This window comes from Vibrio chagasii (genome assembly GCF_024347355.1).
Classification (GTDB): Bacteria; Pseudomonadota; Gammaproteobacteria; order Enterobacterales; family Vibrionaceae; genus Vibrio; species Vibrio chagasii.
The window spans coordinates 1,183,491-1,199,279 of the sequence record NZ_AP025466.1 but is presented as its reverse complement, the minus strand read 5'-3'; the positions used below and the strand labels follow the sequence as shown (position 1 = coordinate 1,199,279).

Sequence of the window (15,789 nt, the reverse complement as noted above, 5' to 3'; positions counted from 1 at the left end):
TTTAACTCAGCTCGTCGCTATGGAACGACTGAACGCTTTTAATTAACGCCTCAATAAGCAGAGTTAAAGCCTTCGGCTGATATTTTCTTTCTTTGTACACTAAATACGCTTGACGATCACCCCGATGGTACTCAGGGAGTACTTGAACCAGATTCATTTCCGGATCCACATGACGAAAAGGCAGCGAAGCGATACCCAGCCCCTTCTGCGCTGCTGCCGCGACCGCACGAATATCGTTCACAATAAACTTAGGCCTGATCGTCACCATCTGTTCCAGGTGACCCGCTTTGTAAAGCGGCATATCAAACACATCATCAACGTTAATCCAGTCTTGATGTTCGAGATCTTGTGGTTTAACGATCGGCTCACGTGATTCTAAATAGGTTTGGCTTGCAAAAAAACCATGTTTCGCTTTAAACAATGGTCGAGCGATCATGCCTTCCATTTCGGAAATCTGAAACGTGATCAACAAATCACGGTCGGTTTGAGGCACCACTTGTTGCTGGCTCAAAATCAGATTGAGCTGCACATTTGGATATTGAGTAAGGTATTGCTCGACAGTCGGGCGAAGAAAACCACTATAGAAATTATGAGGGACTGCGAGTTTAATCTTGCCTTGAATGGCATCACGTTCTTCAAGCAGGCTACTAAAACCTTGATGAAGAGACTCCATGCCACTACTCAGCGCTGCAAAAGCCGCCTCGCCATCTTTCGTCGCCACCAGCTCCCTACCCTTCTTTTCTAACAAGCGGATGCTCAAACGCTCTTCTAAAGCGGTTAACCGGCGTGACATGGTCGACACAGGCAGTTGAAGCCGCTTCGATGCCGACAGCAACGAGCCCTCTTCAACCACAGTACAAAACAGGAATAGATCGTCAATGTTTCCGAATATGGAATTCATATTTCTATTTATGCCTATTTTTCTCATTAATGGATAGTTGTAACCTTATCTCATCAGTTACAGAAAATCACGGGAGAAACATATATGAGCAAAAAACAATTTTGGGTAACCGCGATTTTATCCTCACTCACCATGGCAACCATCATGTCTGGGTTAATTTCTGGCTATAAAATGGGATTCAGCCACGAGTGGCCGCCAATCTGGTTACAAAGCTTCTTTCTTGCTTGGCCGTGTGCCATTGTGCTGAACCTTACAGTACTCCCTTTGATTCGAAAGCTGTCTGAGTGGATTTGTCGACCACGCACGCTTTGCTAATCAGTGCTGTATCAACGGGCTCTTTGTTGGCAAAAATGCGGAACGATGATCAAGGCTGATCAATACTCAAAAGATAAAAAAACCGAGCACTAGGCTCGGTTTTTATTAACTATTGTCACTGTAAAAATTACAGCTCAGCGTTGTGGTAAACCTGCTGAACGTCATCACAGTCATCAAGAAGGTCTAGGAACTTCTGGAACTTCTCAGAATCTTCTTCCGCTACTGGCGTCATAGTTTGAGGAACGAAAGTAATTTCCTCAACATCTAGAACTAGCTCAGGGAACGCGTTAGTTAGTGCAGTCTTCGTTTTGAAGAATTCAGTTGTTGGAGCGAATACAGTGATTACACCATCTTCTAGCTCTACATCTGTTACGTCTACGTCGTCCATCATTAGTGTTTCTAGGATGATCTCGTCATCTTCACCTTTGAACTGGAATACAGCTTGGTGAGCGAACATGTGAGAAACAGAACCTTCAACACCGATTTTCGCGCCAGTTTTAACGAAACATTGGCGAACGTCTTGGAAAGTACGGTTGCCGTTGTCAGTTAGACAGTCAACGATTACGCTTGTGCCGCCTGGGCCAAAGCCTTCGTAACGAGCTGGTGCGTAGTCTTCACCACCGCCGCCGTTTGCTTTGTCGATCGCTTTGTCGATAACGTGTGCAGGAACTTGGTCTTTCTTCGCTTTAGCAATAAGGTGCTTTAGCGAAAGGTTCATGTCTGGATCTGAACCACCATTCTTCGCACACATGTAAATTTCTTTACCGTATTTGGAATAAACTTTAATTTTTGCGCCAGCAGTTTTAGCCATTGAGGCTTTGCGCACTTCAAAACTTCTTCCCATCGGGATCTTCTCTCTGATTCAATTAACGGGGCAAATTCTAGCAAATTACTGTGTCATTTCAATTCTACAGCTTTGCTGAGCAAGGTTTGTCTGCGGTTATGCGACGCCCATTACTCGTTTGTATTTTTCTACAGACTGTTCAAACCACGCCTTTTCATCTGGGTCACCGAGCTTCATTGCTTCTTCAACAATGGCTTCTGGGCCACATTTAGCCTGCTTCAATTTCCATACTAGAAACGATGCCTGCTTATCCAGTTCGATTTTGTTTTTCTCGCTGGGTGGAAGGAGTGAAAGGTTGATAGACATTAGTCGCCTTCGTCTGTAATACACTTGGCCGAGAAATATATCATAGAGCAGCCTCATAAAACCAATACTATGAGTAGCAGACAGGATTTATGAGACAAGAAACCAAGCAAGTGCTGATGCAGGTCAAGTTGGGGTAAGAGAAGTTAGCCCTTTTACAACGAGAGTATCAATGATTCGGCCCGCAACACGAACCGAATCGGTTAATCAAATTACAATGCTACTCACTCTCCGCGAACACATCGCAGCGTGAGGCACAGATGAAGTCATTTTTGTGCAGGCCTTTGATTGAGTGACTCCACCAGGTGACGGTGACTTTACCCCACTCCAATAGGATAGAAGGATGATGGAACTCTTCTTCTGCCAACTCTGACACTTTATTGCTGAATGCCCATGCTTGTTTGTAGTTCTTAAACTTGTATACCTTTTCAAGCTGCGGGATGCCGTCTCTTTCGATGATTTGCCAATCAAACAACTCCAACAATAGCGACTGTTGTTCAGCTTTAGTCAGGGCAATCGCGTCAATACTGCAGGCTTCGCATTTTAATTCATTCAACATGTGTCGGTTCCTTGGGTTCAAAAAGTGGTGGTAGTAACCCCGCTTCAATTGCGAGATCAGCTTGCTGTAACAGGTTTTCTTGACTGATTTGAAATAGCTCAGCTAAGTCATTAATCACATAATATTTCGGTTGCATGATGTCGATGCGATAAGGGGTTCTTAGCACCGTTTGCAAATCAAAACGCTCACGAACGGCCAACTCCCCTTCCAGCGCATAATGGGTTTCTGCTGGAGAAGAGAGAATGCCGCCGCCGTAGATTTTCAATTTATCGCCTTCTTTTACTAATCCGAACTCAACCGTAAACCAATACAAACGGGCAAGATAACCTCGCTGTTTAGAGGTGGCGGCTTGGCCTAGCTTTCCATATTGCTCAGTGAAAGCGGCAAAATCAGGATTAGTGAGCATGGCACAGTGACCAAAAATTTCATGAAAGAAATCTGGTTCTTGTAGGTAATCAAACTCGTCTCGCGTTCTCAAAAATGTGGCTACAGGGAATCGCTTATTGGCGAGCAAATCAAAGAAACGGTCGAAATCTATCAACGCAGGTACGGGATGTACTTGCCAACCTGTTGTTTCCTTTAGAACTTTGTTTATCTCAGGTAGTTGAGGAACTCTGTCTAATGGCAGATCAAGCAGCGTCAATCCATGAAGATAGGCTTCACATGCGCGATCATCAATGACGTCCAGTTGCCTTTTCACCAAGTCGTGCCAAATGGCGTCTTCTTCGAGGCTCCACTCAACCCATCCCTCTTGGCTCACGGGCTTAGAATGATATTGAGTCATTACGTACCTCCTTTCGAATGTCTCCCTTTAAGCCTATCCCCACTCATTGTAAGCGCCAAATTTACACTATTTTTCGAAACACCCCTTTATGTAACATTTTATTTACATAAATATATCAAAGCCTTATTTCACTGATCTTTTGACTTTGTAAAACCTTCATACCAGACTGAAATCGTTAAGTTTTTGTTAAAGGTAAAGGAATGTACGAAAGCAACAAGCCAGTTTGGCAGCCAAGTGAGCAGCGTATCGCTGGTGCCAACTTAACCCGATTTATCGACAACTTTGATCTGTCTGAATTACATCTAGATAGAGGTATACAAAGCTACGCCGAGCTACATCAATGGTCGGTGGATCAACCGGAGTCGTTTTGGAAAAACGTGTGGCAGTTTTGTGGCGTGGTTGGCTCACAAGGAAGTGAAATTCAAACGCAAGGTGAGAGCCGATGGCAGCAGCCTAAATCGAATCGTGATGCGATTTGGTTTCCGAATGCGCAAGTAAACTATGCCGAGAACTTGCTGCGCTTGGCGCAAACCATGCCTGACCAGCACGCGATTTGGTTTGAGAATGAACGTGGTGAGCAGCAGAGCTACACATGGAAAGCCTTGTGTGAAGCTGTCTCCAACGTACAGCAATGGCTTGTTGATAGCGGCATCGAGCAAGGTGATGTAGTTGCTGCGTATACGCCCTACCTACCACAAACCGTGATAGCCATGCTCGCGACCACCAGCTTAGGAGCGATTTGGACGTCAACCTCGCCTGATTTTGGCGTTGAGAGTGTGATTGAGCGGTTTGGCCAAGTGAAACCCAAGGTGCTATTCACCTGCGATGGTTACACCTTCAATGGTAAAACATTTGATATGGCAGACAAGAACAGCGCCATCATTGAGCACCTCAGTGAGCTAAAACAGGTGTGTCAGATCGGCTATTTAAAAAAGAATGATTTTGAGCACGACGTGTCGCTACAAAGCTGGCACAACATCATCAATCATTACCAGCCACAGCCTGTTCGGTTTGTGCGTATCGGCTTCAATGATCCGCTGTTTGTGCTCTACTCTTCTGGAACCACAGGTAAGCCAAAGTGCATAGTGCACTCTGTTGGCGGCACCATCATCAACCACCTAAAAGAGCATCAACTGCACAGCGATGTTAAGCCGAAAGATCGCGTTTTCTACTACACCACATGTGGTTGGATGATGTGGAACTGGCACGTCTCTGCGCTCGCCAGCGGTGCTTGTTTAGTGATCTTTGATGGCAGCCCTGTTTACCCACAACCCAATGTACTGTGGGACTTGGCACAGCGCGCCGATGTGTCGCTGTTTGGTACATCTGCCAAGTATCTAGAAGCGATTGAGAAGGCAGAGCTCTCACCTATCGACAGTCACTCTCTGCCTAATTTAAGAACACTGTGCTCAACGGGTTCTGTGCTTTACCCAGAGCAATTTGATTACGTTTACAAACACATCAAACAAGACCTGCATTTAGCGTCTATCTCTGGCGGTACAGATATTTGCGGATGCTTCGTGTTAGGTAATCCTATTTCGCCGGTGTATCGCGGCGAGTGCCAACAGGCAGGGCTTGGCGTCGACATCAAGGTATTCAATTCAACGGGCCATAAAGTCGATCACGAACGTGGTGAACTGGTGTGTACCAATTCCCTCCCAAACTTCCCAGTAGGCTTCTGGAATGACACCGGAGAGCGTTATCACAGCACTTATTGGGACAGGTTCGAAAATGTATGGCATCACGGTGATGAGGTCGCGCAGAGCGTGTATGGCGGCTATCTGTTCTACGGGCGAGGTGACACTACGCTCAACCCTGGTGGTGTGCGTATTGGTACTGCTGAGATCTACCAACAAGTGAACACCATTGAGGGCATCATAGATTCCATCGCCGTCGGTAAAGATGTCGACCGCAATGAGCAGGTCTGGTTGTTCGTTCAACTGCAGCAAGGTGTGGTTCTCAATGAAACGCTATTGGCCGCCATTAAGCACAAGCTCAAATCCTCTTGTTCACCTAGGCATGTACCTAGCCAAATTTTTACTATCAGCGACGTGCCAAAAACACGCTCAGGAAAACTGGTAGAGCTGGCAGTGAAACAGGTGGTAAATGGCAAACCCGTTGAGAACATCGGCGCGATAGCCAATGCGGATGTGCTCGATGAGATCAAGCGTGTAATTTCGCTTTAAGCTTGAATCAAAAAAGCCCTTCACGAATGAACATCGTGGAGGGCTTTCTACTCTTCACAGCCATTGGGGCTTAATCTGAGCTATACGTTCGCATCCGCCTGATTCTCTGGCATAGCATCAATGAACGCAGGTAACTGGTTACACGCTGCAACAATCGAGTTAATCAGCGGATAAGGCGACATATCCACATCAAAGCGCAGCGCATTGTAAACTTGCGGCACTAAGCAAATATCGACGATACAAGGTGAATCCGTGAGGCTATACACTGAGTCACCGTACACTTTTCTGTGTTTAGCCAACTTCTCTTCTAAAGCATGGAACCCCTGGCTCATCCAATGATGAAGCCAATCCATTTTCGCCTCTTGTTCACACGACAATTCTCTCTCCAAATACTGCAGCACACGCAGATTGTTCAGAGGGTGAATTTCCATCGCAATATCCTGAGCCATCGCCAACGCTTGGTAACGCAGTGGTGTTTGCTCTGGAATCAACAAGGAATCTGGGCTGCTCTCACACAAATAGCTCTCGTCCAAGTATTGTAAAATCGTCAGCGACTGATTGAGTTGAACGTCACCATCCACCAGCACTGGCACCAATTCACTGGCATTGAGATCACGATATTGTGGATCATGCTGCTCGCCACCATTACGCACTAAATGCACCGATTTCGACTCATAGCTAAGTTGCTTTAGATTCAACCCAATACGCACTCGATAGGCTGCCGAAGAGCGCCAATAACCATAGAGCGTGATCTTCTTGTTCATATCGTGCCTCTCGATAGCTTATTTATGGCTGTCGATATTGACTGACTTTTTGGTCAATCGCGCCAAAGATCGAGTCACCAGCCTCATCAAACATCTCAAGCTTAATCGAGTCACCAAACGACATGAACTGAGTCAACGGCTTACCATCACGAATTGTCTCTATCATGCGTACTTCAGCAATGCAGGAGTAGCCTACACCACCTTCTGCAATCGAGGTGCCGTGGTCAGTGCCTTGTTTGTTCGATACCGTGCCAGAGCCAATGATTGCACCAGCCGACAGTGGACGAGTTTTCGCAGCATGGACAATCAGCTCCGCGAAATTGAAGGTCATATCCACACCTGCATTTGGACAACCAAAAGGCGTGTCGTTGTAGGTTGAAGTCAGTGGCAGGTGCACCTTGCTCCCTTTCCAATGTTCCCTCAACTCATCAGGCGTAACGGCAACCGGAGAGAACGCTGAAGACGGTTTAGACTGGAAGAAACCAAAGCCCTTAGCGAGCTCAGCAGGAATCAAACCACGCAACGACACATCATTCACTAGCATCAGCAGACGAATCGAATCATGCGCTTGCTCGGCACTTGCACCCATTGGCACATCTCCGGTAACCACCGCGACTTCGCCCTCAAAATCGATACCCCACTCGTCACTGGCAAATTCAATATTGTCATGTGGGCCAATAAACGAATCTGAGCCACCTTGATACATGAGCGGGTCAACCCAGAAGCTTTCTGGCATTTCAGCGCCACGAGCCTTACGCACCAGCTCAACGTGGTTTACATACGCGCTGCCATCCGCCCATTGATAAGCGCGTGGCAGAGGCGATTCACAATAATGAGGCGCAAACACTTCACTGCCCGTTACATGACCAGTGTTGATCGAGTTGTATAGCTCCTCTAACTGAGGTGCAACGCTGTCCCAGTTATCCAGAGCGACTTGCATTGTCGGCGTCAGATGCATCGCGTGGAAAATATCCGTCGCTGGCACACACTGTTTTAGATCTCTACTCACGACCATCAATAGACCATCGCGAGTACCATTTTTCTTGGTTGCTAATTTCATCCTTGTTGCCCCTTACTTCTCTTGCCAACTGTAGACATATTCTTTGTTCTCAACGCTATCGAGCTCATCAGAAAACTGCAGTGCATGACGGGTATCAATCATCACAGCCACTTCGTCGGTAAACTTTTTCTTATATGCTTGCCCAGCCTTAAAGGCTTTCGGGTGAGGACCATGAGTGAAGCCAGCAGGGTGGAAAGTCACCATGCCCGCTTCAATATTGTCACGACTGAAAAAGTCTCCAGCGTGATAGAAAAGCACTTCATCGTAATCATCGTTGTTATGGTAGAACGGCACTTTCAGCGCACCAGGGTCGCTCTCTATCGGGCGTGGCACAAAGGTACAAACCACAAAGCCTGCGCCAACAAAGGTGGTATGTGCAGACGGTGGCAAGTGGTAGCGATGTGACATCAGCGGTCTGATATCGCGCCAATTCACTTTCACCACGGCCAAATCACCATGCCAGCCAACCGCGTCTAAAGGATTGAACGGATAAGTGATCACACTGACTTTTTCGTGGCGTTTCACCTGCACTTGAGTTTGATCTTCTGAATACTGAGCGCGGAATTGATCGTTAATCGATGGGATTTCAAGAACCGCCGGATCAAACACCGCGTGATTGCCGACCATGCCCTTCTCTGGCAAGGAATAAGCGGCGTCGGTGTTCTCAATCATCAGGATGAACATTGGTTCACTTGGCTCCAAGCGCCAATTGGTCGAACGCGGGATCATCACGTAATCCCCTTCACTCACCTCTAAATGACCATAGTCGCAATAGAAATCAGCCCTGCCTTGGTGAATGAACAGTAGTTCATCGCCATCGGAGTTACGTACCAAGAAATCCATCTTCTCATCCATGCGCCATACGCGAATTTTGCAGTCCGCGTTGTGCAAAAGATGAGGCACAGCCCAAGGGGTTATCTGACTGGCTTTTTCCACCAGCGTAAAATCAAAAGCGCGAGGGCGTAAGTCGCCCTCCCACTCAGACCAACCTGTCGGCGCATGTTGGTGATGGAAGTGAGCGGCAGGGCCGAAGAAACCACTTCGGCCCGCCTCTCGCTCATAGATAGCCTCTTCGGGGAAATCAGCATGCGCTTGTTTAGAGCACACCCCCTCCCGATGAGGAAACGAGATCCATTTATGCATCGTCTAATACTCCTCGACGAATCTGGTCCTCTTCGATCGATTCAAACAGCGCCTTGAAGTTGCCTTCACCAAAGCCTTCATTGCCTTTACGCTGAATGATTTCAAAGAACACAGGCCCAATAACCGTCTGTGTGAAAATTTGCAGCAAGATGCCGTCTTTCGTCGGTGCACCATCAATCAGAACACGAAGCTCACGCAGCAGATCAGTGTCTTCTCCGTGGCCTTTAACGCGCTCATCAACTTTCTCGTAGTAGGTGTCTGGCGTTGGCATAAAGTCCATGCCGCGATCACGCAGAGTTTTCACTGTTTTGTAGATGTCATCTGTCGCAAGTGCGATGTGTTGAATGCCTTCACCGTTGTATTCGCGGATGAACTCTTCAATTTGTGATTTGTCGTCTGAAGACTCATTGATAGGGATGCGGATTTTACCACATGGGGAGGTCATTGCTCGGCTCACAAGGCCTGTCAGCTTACCTTCGATATCAAAGTATCGAATCTCGCGGAAGTTACCGATACGCTCATAAAAACCAGACCACAGGTCCATATTGCCTTGTTTCACGTTGTGCGTAAGGTGATCAATCTCGTAGAGGCCTACATCAGCTTTTGCCATGCGCTCTTCCGCATCATCATAGAATCGGAAATCAACATCATAGATGCTCTGCTTGCCGTAACGGTCAACGAAATAAAGCAGACTTTCACCGATACCGTAAATGGCAGGAATGCTCAGTTCCATTGGCCCGATTTCTGTCTTGTACTCTTCCCCACCACCGCTAGACGCCTGTGTCATTGCCGTGGTTGCATCGTTAACACGAAACGCCATGCCACACACCGATGGGCCGTGAACTTTAGCGAACGCTTCAGCTTGGCTGTGTGGTTGTTCATTGACGATAAAGTTGATGTCACCTTGTCGATAAAGCCAAGCCTCTTTTGAACGGTGCTTAGCGATCTCGGCAAAACCCAGTGACACAAACAGCGCTTTAAGTTGCTCAATTCCCTTGTGGTCGACAGCTGTGTATTCAACAAACTCGAATCCATCCGTACCAAGCGGGTTGTATGACTCCACCATGAACTTTCTCCTTGTACCTATCGGTCTTGTGTTACGTTTTTTGTGAAATGATTGTTTGTTTTTTGTCCTTAACTAAATTTGGCCCACAAGCCGACAGATTGGAATGGATAGAGAGAAATGGACAATCACGCTAAAAACCCGTCAATTTGTAAAATATTTGTTACACTCAAGCTCTATTCACAAGAAAGTGAGCGCTATCAAGGGGTTGAAAGATGATGGTTTGATTTACAGGCAAGCAAGAGATGTTATTGAATTGTTACATTCAAGCTTTTGTGAGCTAAGGTGATAAGTCGAACATTAGACTGATGAGGCAAAAAAGCCGCTGTAGTCAGCGGCTTGATAAGTTCTAAAACGAAGCTAATTAGAATATAGGGCTCGCGTTAATCCCAGTTCAGAATCGACCAATTCGGTTTATCGGCCAGTGCTTTCAAACGCGGGCATGGGTTCACTAAATACGCAAAATCAGCGTGTTCACACAAAGGTAAGTCGTTGATTGAATCGGTATAAAAGTGAATGTCTGAATAGTTAGTTTCTTGATTATCTAACCACTCTTTCAAACGGGTGACTTTACCTTCTCGGTAGCTTGGCACGCCTAATATTTGAGAAGTAAAACGGCCTTGGTTTTCTACCAAATCGATACCGAGTGCATTCTCGATACCAATCTTACGGCCCACTGCTTTTACTAAAAAAGTGACGCTCGCTGAGATGATCAACATGTCGATATCGTCACGCTCAAGCTGCTCTATTAATGATTTCGACTGTTTGAACTGCCTAGGTAAAATATACTGCTCAACACACTCTTCCACCAAAGCCCTGACTTGCTCAGTCGGCATGTCAGCCAGTGGCTCCATAGCAAACTCGAGGTAGTCTTCCATGTTCAGCTTACCTTCTGAATATAAGCCCATTAAGCGTTGGTCTTCTTCAATAAATTTCGGTGCTGTAGCAATGCCCTTTTCAACCAAGAATTCATTCCAGAGCATCGCTGCATCGGCATTGATCAGCGTTTCGTCCATATCAAATACATACAAAGGTTTGAACATCTTAGGCTCTCACTGGTTGAATTTCGTTAAGGTTAAACAGGAGTTCAAGTTGGCTGCCGTTTGCCAACAGTCGTTCAGAAGAACGGTTAAGTAAGTCGACCGTTAATTCACACTCATCAACGTCCACTTGGTAGCGAATCACGTTGCCCAAAAGCTGGTGGTTGCGAATGGTGCCGGTCTTCGGCGCAGAGATATGTTCGCCATATTGTCGGCCTTGCTCTTTAACGTAGATAGATTCAGGTCGAATCGCCACTTTCCACTCGGTTTCAATATCGAACAGCTGCTTAGCCTTGTTCGCCTGCACCAAGTTGTAGTGTCCCATGAACCCTGCCACAAACTCATTAGCTGGTTGAGTGTAGATCTCTTCAGGTGTGCCCGCTTGGACAATCTCGCCTTTATTCATCAGGAAGATACGGTCAGACATGATCATCGCTTCTTCTTGATCGTGAGTCACGAAGATCGTGGTCAGATTCATCTCTTTTTGGATATCTCGGATCTGTTGGCGTAGATGTTTACGGATCTTCGCATCCAGCGCTGAAAGTGGTTCATCAAGCAATAAAATACGCGGCTTGACCACCAAGGCTCTGGCCAAAGCCACACGCTGACGCTGACCACCTGATAACTGATGCGGGTAGAACTTCTCTTTGCCCGATAAGTCCACTAGCCCAATCACTTTCGCCACTTCGCGCTTGATCTCGTCAGCAGCAAGCTTTTTCATTTTAAGGCCAAACGCAATGTTGCCCTCAACCGTCATGTTCGGGAACAGCGCATAAGATTGAAACACCATGCCAATGCCACGCTCTTGCGGCACTTGGTGAGTGATCTCTTCACCATTCACCCAAATCTCGCCACCATCGACCGGATTTAGGCCTGCTAAGCTACGTAGCAGCGTTGATTTACCACAGCCACTTGGGCCAAGTAACGTGATGAATTCCCCCTTCTCGATGGAAAATTCAATGTCTTCAAATACTGTGTTGTCACCAAAACGCTTGGTGAGGTTTATCGCATTTACATAGCTCATTATTTGGTTCCTTGGCTGAAACGACTTGCCAACCAAGTCAGTAAGAAAATAAACAGGAAGTACGTCATCACAAGGGCTGACGTGAAGTGACCGCTGGTTTGACGCATGTTGTATAGGTAGATTTGCAGTGTCTCGTAACGTGTACCAACCAAGATGTTGGCAAACACGAACTCGCCAAGTAGGAACGAGAACGACAAGAACAGCGATGCCATTAAGCCTTTCTTAAGGTTTGGCAGAATAATCAGCAAGAATGCCTTGGTGGTGCTTGCGCCGAGCAGGTGAGCCGCGTCCATCAAGTCGTGCAGATTGATCGCTTCAAAGCTGTTGGCAATCGCGCGATACATAAATGGCAGCGCGATGGTGAAGTAAGTACCAATCAGAATCCATGGTGTGCCTATCAGTGAGATTTCGCTATCGGCATACAGCTGAAGCAAACCCACCGACGACACCACTGATGGCACCGCGAACGGTAATAAGATCATGATATTCATGACCTTGTCGAGTTTCGGGAAATAGTAAAACACCACGAAAATCGCAGGCAGAATCAACACCACACTCAGTGACAACGCCGCTACACAGATAAACAGTGAACGGCCAAAGGCTTGTAAGAAGCGAGGATCCGTCAGCAGGTTGATGTACCAATCCAAAGTAAAGCCATCAGGCAAGATCGTGGCGCCCCAACGTGAAGAGATCGAGTAGATGAAGGTCGCTAAGATCGGGATCATCATGATACCAACGATCGAATAGACAACCGTTTTATGAAAGTGAGTATTTACAGTATTCATTACTTTCTCTTCCCTGCGTAGCTTTTGCTGATCAGCCATTGGTTAATCACTGTGATGAAGGCCAGCATCGCCATCAGAATCACGGAGATCGCCGCAGCTAGATTAGGTTCTAGGAACAAATCGCCCGATACCAAGCTCGCTATACGAATCGTAATCACGTTGTAGTTACCCGAGGTCAACGCATACACGCTTGCATACGCGCCAATCGCATTAGCAATCAAGATGATGAAGGTGCCAAATAAGGCCGGAGACAGCACAGGAAGCGCAACTTTGGTCCAGTATTGCCAGGTTTTCGCACCAAGCAACGCTGAGGCCGCTTGCCAGTCGTCACTAAGGGCATCAAACGCTGGATACAGCAACAACACCGCCAGTGGAATCTGGAAGTAGATGTAAATCGCCAGCAAGCCCCACTTGCCGTACAAGTCGAAGTCACCCAGCAATCCGTACTGCTTGAGCAATAAGGTGATTGCACCATTGGTGCCTAAGATGATGATGAAGGCGAACGACAGAGGCACCCCAGAGAAGTTGCTGCTCATATTGGTGAAAGCAATCACCGCATCGCGGATTTTAGAATCAACGCGGCGCAATGAAGAAACGAGCAGAGTCGCAATCGCCAAGCCGACAATACTCGACCAAATCGACAACCATGAACTGTTGCCGAAGGCCTGCATCATGAAGGCAGAATCGAATATTTCAGAGTAGTTTTCGAGAGAAAGCTCATCGTCGTAGAAGAAGCTGTTGATCAGCACCCAGACCATAGGTGCTAGCTGGAACAGATAGAAAAACAGGGCGAAAGGCGCAAGCCACAAAGCGGGCTTGAAGCGTTTGAACCAAGATTTGGTTTGAGGTTTAAGGGCAGAGCCATCGCTCTGCGTGATTACAGAACTGCTCATAGGGCCAACAATTCCTGAGTGTAAGATTTATCGTGTTCAAGGTTGAGTAGCTGACACACACTGCCGCAAATATCAGTCTGTTTCACTGAACAGGCTTGGTGTGTGAACTTATCGCCAATCACAAAGAATGGCACTTCACGTTCTTCAGGCAGAATGCCACCGTGTGATAAGTCATTATTCATGCCGTGGTCACTGGTGATGATCACCTGATAACCATCGTCAACCCATTTCTCAAGGTAGTTCGATAGGTAAATATCCGCGCCACGTGCACTATTGCGATATTGGCGAGAGTCCAACCCGTGCTTGTGGCCCATGTCGTCAATGTTCATTGGGTGAATCAGCAAGAAGTCCGGCTGATGGGTGACACGCAAATGCTCAGCATCCAAGAACAAGGCTTCATCTGGGTAGTGGTCCCAGTGGTAGAAACAGCCATGTTGAATGTTCATGGTTTCGTCGTTGGTAAAGCGATCACGCACCGCATCAAATGGCGCTCGGTTATACAGCTCACTCACCCAGTGATACGCCGCGGCAGCTGTTACTTTGCCCTGTGACTTGGCCAAGCTAAAAATCGATTCGTGATTCGATAAACGCACAATTTGGTTGTTAACGATGCCACTCTCAACGGGGCGAACTCCGGTTAAGATGCATTCATACAGTGGACGTGACATGGACGGCAGCTCACACTGCATTGGGTAAAGTGTGGCGCGAAGCTTGTGTTTTGGCGTGCTCACATTTAGCGAGTCGCCTTGTTTTTCCTGAAGATCGCTCAGTTCTAGAAGACCGTTCAGGTAGCCCATGCAATCACGGGCTACCTGATAATTCAGTCCATCTAGAACAACAAGGATAACCTTATTGCTCATGGTCTATTCTCTGTTGCTTGTTTTGAATATGGATTACTGCTGATGAATCAAGACGCTTTCTTGCCATTGGCGCGGCAGGCGACGTGCTGATTTTTCCCATGCTGAGAAGTCAGTGACTGGATGAACGTTGCTGTATTGCTCGTTCGAGATCAGCTTGTCTTGTACTGATTGAGGAAGCGTCACGTTGCTACGGATTGGGCGCGCGTAACCTTCAGCTAGGTTGATCTGGCCTTGGTCACTGAAGATGTATTCACGAGCCAGCTTCGCGGCATTCGGGTTCTTCGCATATTTGTTGATGATGGTGGTGTAACCAGAGATCACTGAACCATCTTGTGGAATATTTACAGTGAAGCGCTCACGGTCAATCTTGTCGCGGTAGTTCAGTGCGTTGAAATCCCACATGATCGCGACTTCCACTTCACCTTTTTCAAGGTTCGCAATGCTTGGGTCGGTGTAAGATAGGCGGCCTTGCTTCGCTAGTTCACCAAAGAACTTAATCGCCGGTTTTAGGTTCGACTCGTCACCGCCATTCGCAAATGCTGCCGCTAGAATCGCGTTGTTAGCTTGTGCTGCGACACCTACGTCACCAACAGTGACTTTGTAATCGCCTTCTAGTAGGTCACTCCAAGATTTTGGTGCGTCTTTAACAAGATTGTTGTTTGAGATAAATGAGATAGTGCCCGTATAAGCCAGAGCCCAGTGACCATCTTTGTCTTTCGCCCAATCCGGAATATCATTCCAAGTACTTGGCTTGTATGGCTGAGTCACGTCTTTCTTCACCGCAACACGTGCAAAGGCGAAGCCAACGTCACCGATATCTGCGGTTGCATTTCTTTTCTCTGCTTCAAATTTCGAGATCTCTTGTGCTGAGCTCATGTCTGTATCCTGATGCTTCAAACCGTAGTTCGCTTTCAGATCAGCCCATGTGCCTTTCCAGTTTGCCCAACTGTCTGGCATGCCCACACTGTAAACCGCACCCTCTTTTTGAGCGGCTTCAATCAGTGACTCAAGATCAGCATCTTTCGCCATCGCTGGCATTGAAAGTGTTGCCGTTATTAGCGTTGCGCCAATCATTTTGGCTGGCGATACAGTTGAACGGCTAAGCAAAGTTTTCATTGTCTCTATCCCTCTGGACTAGGTCAGTAAGTTCGTTTTGTATGCTATCGCCAGAATATGACGCTTTCGCGCAACTTATTTGACAGTTAGGGTGCATTTTCGTGGCAGTTATATTTCACTCATATGACAGTAAGCCTTTGTTTACTGTC

18 protein-coding genes are annotated in these 15,789 nt (G+C 47.1%); 3 read left to right on the top strand and 15 right to left on the bottom strand.

The features are described 5' to 3' along the window. Nucleotide 1: 1 nt before the first annotated feature. Entirely contained in the window at nt 2-901 is a 900-nt protein-coding gene (locus OCV52_RS21085) for a LysR family transcriptional regulator (RefSeq protein ID WP_137407972.1), read from the bottom strand. 84 nt (nt 902-985) lie between these two features. Between OCV52_RS21085 and OCV52_RS21080 the strand changes: the two genes are divergently transcribed. Continuing rightward, nucleotides 986-1,216, top strand: a complete 231-nt coding sequence (locus OCV52_RS21080; RefSeq protein ID WP_004736951.1) for a DUF2798 domain-containing protein — start codon at nt 986-988, stop codon at nt 1,214-1,216. A 127-nt stretch (nt 1,217-1,343) separates the two neighbouring features. On the opposite strand, the gene OCV52_RS21075 is transcribed toward OCV52_RS21080, so the two are convergent. The 4 genes from OCV52_RS21075 to phhA all read right to left on the bottom strand — a co-directional run bounded on the left by OCV52_RS21075 (nt 1,344) and on the right by phhA (nt 3,706). Beyond that, complete coding sequence (locus tag OCV52_RS21075; protein ID WP_004736950.1) at nt 1,344-2,060, bottom strand: YebC/PmpR family DNA-binding transcriptional regulator; 717 nt, start codon at nt 2,058-2,060, stop codon at nt 1,344-1,346. A gap of 96 nt (nt 2,061-2,156) precedes the next feature. After that, nucleotides 2,157-2,366: a DUF3283 family protein gene (locus OCV52_RS21070; RefSeq protein WP_004736949.1), complete on the bottom strand. Its 210-nt coding sequence runs from the start codon at nt 2,364-2,366 to the stop codon at nt 2,157-2,159. 217 nt (nt 2,367-2,583) lie between these two features. Further along, nucleotides 2,584-2,922, bottom strand: a complete 339-nt coding sequence (locus tag OCV52_RS21065) for a 4a-hydroxytetrahydrobiopterin dehydratase (RefSeq protein WP_137407971.1) — start codon at nt 2,920-2,922, stop codon at nt 2,584-2,586. Continuing rightward, nucleotides 2,912-3,706: a phenylalanine 4-monooxygenase gene (gene phhA, locus OCV52_RS21060; RefSeq protein ID WP_137407970.1), complete on the bottom strand. Its 795-nt coding sequence runs from the start codon at nt 3,704-3,706 to the stop codon at nt 2,912-2,914. The genes OCV52_RS21065 and phhA overlap by 11 nt, the downstream gene beginning before the upstream one ends. Before the next feature lie 200 nt (nt 3,707-3,906). On the opposite strand from phhA, the gene OCV52_RS21055 reads away from it, so the two are divergent. After that, nucleotides 3,907-5,892 carry an acetoacetate--CoA ligase gene (locus tag OCV52_RS21055; protein WP_137407969.1) on the top strand — a complete coding sequence of 662 codons (1,986 nt, stop codon included), beginning with the start codon at nt 3,907-3,909 and terminating at the stop codon, nt 5,890-5,892. 80 nt (nt 5,893-5,972) lie between these two features. Here the strand turns inward: OCV52_RS21055 and maiA are convergent, their stop codons facing one another. Genes maiA through hppD form a run of 4 tightly spaced genes read right to left on the bottom strand, consistent with a single transcriptional unit; the run spans nt 5,973 to nt 9,925 of the window. After that, on the bottom strand, nt 5,973-6,656 hold the full coding sequence (gene maiA / locus OCV52_RS21050; RefSeq protein ID WP_137407968.1) for a maleylacetoacetate isomerase: 684 nt from the start codon (nt 6,654-6,656) through the stop codon (nt 5,973-5,975). A gap of 22 nt (nt 6,657-6,678) precedes the next feature. Beyond that, complete coding sequence (locus tag OCV52_RS21045) at nt 6,679-7,716, bottom strand: fumarylacetoacetate hydrolase family protein (protein WP_137407967.1); 1,038 nt, start codon at nt 7,714-7,716, stop codon at nt 6,679-6,681. Between the two features lie 12 nt (nt 7,717-7,728). Next, on the bottom strand, nt 7,729-8,859 hold the full coding sequence (locus OCV52_RS21040; protein ID WP_004736943.1) for a homogentisate 1,2-dioxygenase: 1,131 nt from the start codon (nt 8,857-8,859) through the stop codon (nt 7,729-7,731). Beyond that, nucleotides 8,852-9,925 (bottom strand): 4-hydroxyphenylpyruvate dioxygenase, encoded by a 1,074-nt coding sequence (gene hppD, locus OCV52_RS21035; RefSeq protein ID WP_004736942.1) that lies wholly within the window; start codon nt 9,923-9,925, stop codon nt 8,852-8,854. Before hppD ends, OCV52_RS21040 begins: the two co-directional genes overlap by 8 nt. A 103-nt stretch (nt 9,926-10,028) precedes the next feature. On the opposite strand from hppD, the gene OCV52_RS21030 reads away from it, so the two are divergent. Then, complete coding sequence (locus OCV52_RS21030) at nt 10,029-10,211, top strand: hypothetical protein (protein ID WP_137407966.1); 183 nt, start codon at nt 10,029-10,031, stop codon at nt 10,209-10,211. Nucleotides 10,212-10,305: 94 nt separating this feature from the next. On the opposite strand, the gene OCV52_RS21025 is transcribed toward OCV52_RS21030, so the two are convergent. The 6 genes from OCV52_RS21025 to OCV52_RS21000 are packed head-to-tail and all read right to left on the bottom strand — an operon-like array spanning nt 10,306 to nt 15,640. Continuing rightward, nucleotides 10,306-10,965, bottom strand: coding sequence for an HAD family hydrolase (locus OCV52_RS21025; protein WP_137407965.1), 660 nt, complete (start codon nt 10,963-10,965; stop codon nt 10,306-10,308). A 1-nt stretch (nt 10,966) separates the two neighbouring features. Beyond that, a complete protein-coding gene (locus tag OCV52_RS21020) occupies nt 10,967-11,986 on the bottom strand; it encodes an ABC transporter ATP-binding protein (protein WP_004736940.1) in 1,020 nt (339 codons plus the stop codon). Further along, complete coding sequence (locus OCV52_RS21015) at nt 11,986-12,771, bottom strand: ABC transporter permease (protein WP_137407964.1); 786 nt, start codon at nt 12,769-12,771, stop codon at nt 11,986-11,988. The genes OCV52_RS21020 and OCV52_RS21015 overlap by 1 nt, the downstream gene beginning before the upstream one ends. Further along, complete coding sequence (locus tag OCV52_RS21010; protein ID WP_137407963.1) at nt 12,771-13,664, bottom strand: ABC transporter permease; 894 nt, start codon at nt 13,662-13,664, stop codon at nt 12,771-12,773. Before OCV52_RS21010 ends, OCV52_RS21015 begins: the two co-directional genes overlap by 1 nt. Then, nucleotides 13,661-14,524: an alkaline phosphatase family protein gene (locus tag OCV52_RS21005; protein ID WP_137407962.1), complete on the bottom strand. Its 864-nt coding sequence runs from the start codon at nt 14,522-14,524 to the stop codon at nt 13,661-13,663. Before OCV52_RS21005 ends, OCV52_RS21010 begins: the two co-directional genes overlap by 4 nt. Before the next feature lie 33 nt (nt 14,525-14,557). Further along, nucleotides 14,558-15,640 carry an ABC transporter substrate-binding protein gene (locus OCV52_RS21000; protein WP_105024030.1) on the bottom strand — a complete coding sequence of 361 codons (1,083 nt, stop codon included), beginning with the start codon at nt 15,638-15,640 and terminating at the stop codon, nt 14,558-14,560. Nucleotides 15,641-15,789: the final 149 nt, after the last annotated feature.

What these genes read in the sequence shown, in the direction of transcription:
- OCV52_RS21020 (WP_004736940.1), bottom strand. Translation starts at nt 11,986, where the DNA reads ATGAGCTATGTAAATGCGATAAACCTCACCAAGCGTTTTGGTGACAAC.
- OCV52_RS21055 (WP_137407969.1), top strand. Translation starts at nt 3,907, where the DNA reads ATGTACGAAAGCAACAAGCCAGTTTGGCAGCCAAGTGAGCAGCGTATC.
- OCV52_RS21025 (WP_137407965.1), bottom strand. Translation starts at nt 10,965, where the DNA reads ATGTTCAAACCTTTGTATGTATTTGATATGGACGAAACGCTGATCAAT.
- OCV52_RS21040 (WP_004736943.1), bottom strand. Translation starts at nt 8,859, where the DNA reads ATGCATAAATGGATCTCGTTTCCTCATCGGGAGGGGGTGTGCTCTAAA.
- OCV52_RS21070 (WP_004736949.1), bottom strand. Translation starts at nt 2,366, where the DNA reads ATGTCTATCAACCTTTCACTCCTTCCACCCAGCGAGAAAAACAAAATC.
- OCV52_RS21080 (WP_004736951.1), top strand. Translation starts at nt 986, where the DNA reads ATGAGCAAAAAACAATTTTGGGTAACCGCGATTTTATCCTCACTCACC.
- OCV52_RS21065 (WP_137407971.1), bottom strand. Translation starts at nt 2,922, where the DNA reads ATGTTGAATGAATTAAAATGCGAAGCCTGCAGTATTGACGCGATTGCC.
- OCV52_RS21085 (WP_137407972.1), bottom strand. Translation starts at nt 901, where the DNA reads ATGAATTCCATATTCGGAAACATTGACGATCTATTCCTGTTTTGTACT.
- OCV52_RS21005 (WP_137407962.1), bottom strand. Translation starts at nt 14,524, where the DNA reads ATGAGCAATAAGGTTATCCTTGTTGTTCTAGATGGACTGAATTATCAG.
- OCV52_RS21030 (WP_137407966.1), top strand. Translation starts at nt 10,029, where the DNA reads ATGGATAGAGAGAAATGGACAATCACGCTAAAAACCCGTCAATTTGTA.
- maiA (WP_137407968.1), bottom strand. Translation starts at nt 6,656, where the DNA reads ATGAACAAGAAGATCACGCTCTATGGTTATTGGCGCTCTTCGGCAGCC.
- OCV52_RS21015 (WP_137407964.1), bottom strand. Translation starts at nt 12,771, where the DNA reads ATGAATACTGTAAATACTCACTTTCATAAAACGGTTGTCTATTCGATC.
- OCV52_RS21010 (WP_137407963.1), bottom strand. Translation starts at nt 13,664, where the DNA reads ATGAGCAGTTCTGTAATCACGCAGAGCGATGGCTCTGCCCTTAAACCT.
- OCV52_RS21000 (WP_105024030.1), bottom strand. Translation starts at nt 15,640, where the DNA reads ATGAAAACTTTGCTTAGCCGTTCAACTGTATCGCCAGCCAAAATGATT.
- OCV52_RS21045 (WP_137407967.1), bottom strand. Translation starts at nt 7,716, where the DNA reads ATGAAATTAGCAACCAAGAAAAATGGTACTCGCGATGGTCTATTGATG.
- OCV52_RS21075 (WP_004736950.1), bottom strand. Translation starts at nt 2,060, where the DNA reads ATGGGAAGAAGTTTTGAAGTGCGCAAAGCCTCAATGGCTAAAACTGCT.
- hppD (WP_004736942.1), bottom strand. Translation starts at nt 9,925, where the DNA reads ATGGTGGAGTCATACAACCCGCTTGGTACGGATGGATTCGAGTTTGTT.
- phhA (WP_137407970.1), bottom strand. Translation starts at nt 3,706, where the DNA reads ATGACTCAATATCATTCTAAGCCCGTGAGCCAAGAGGGATGGGTTGAG.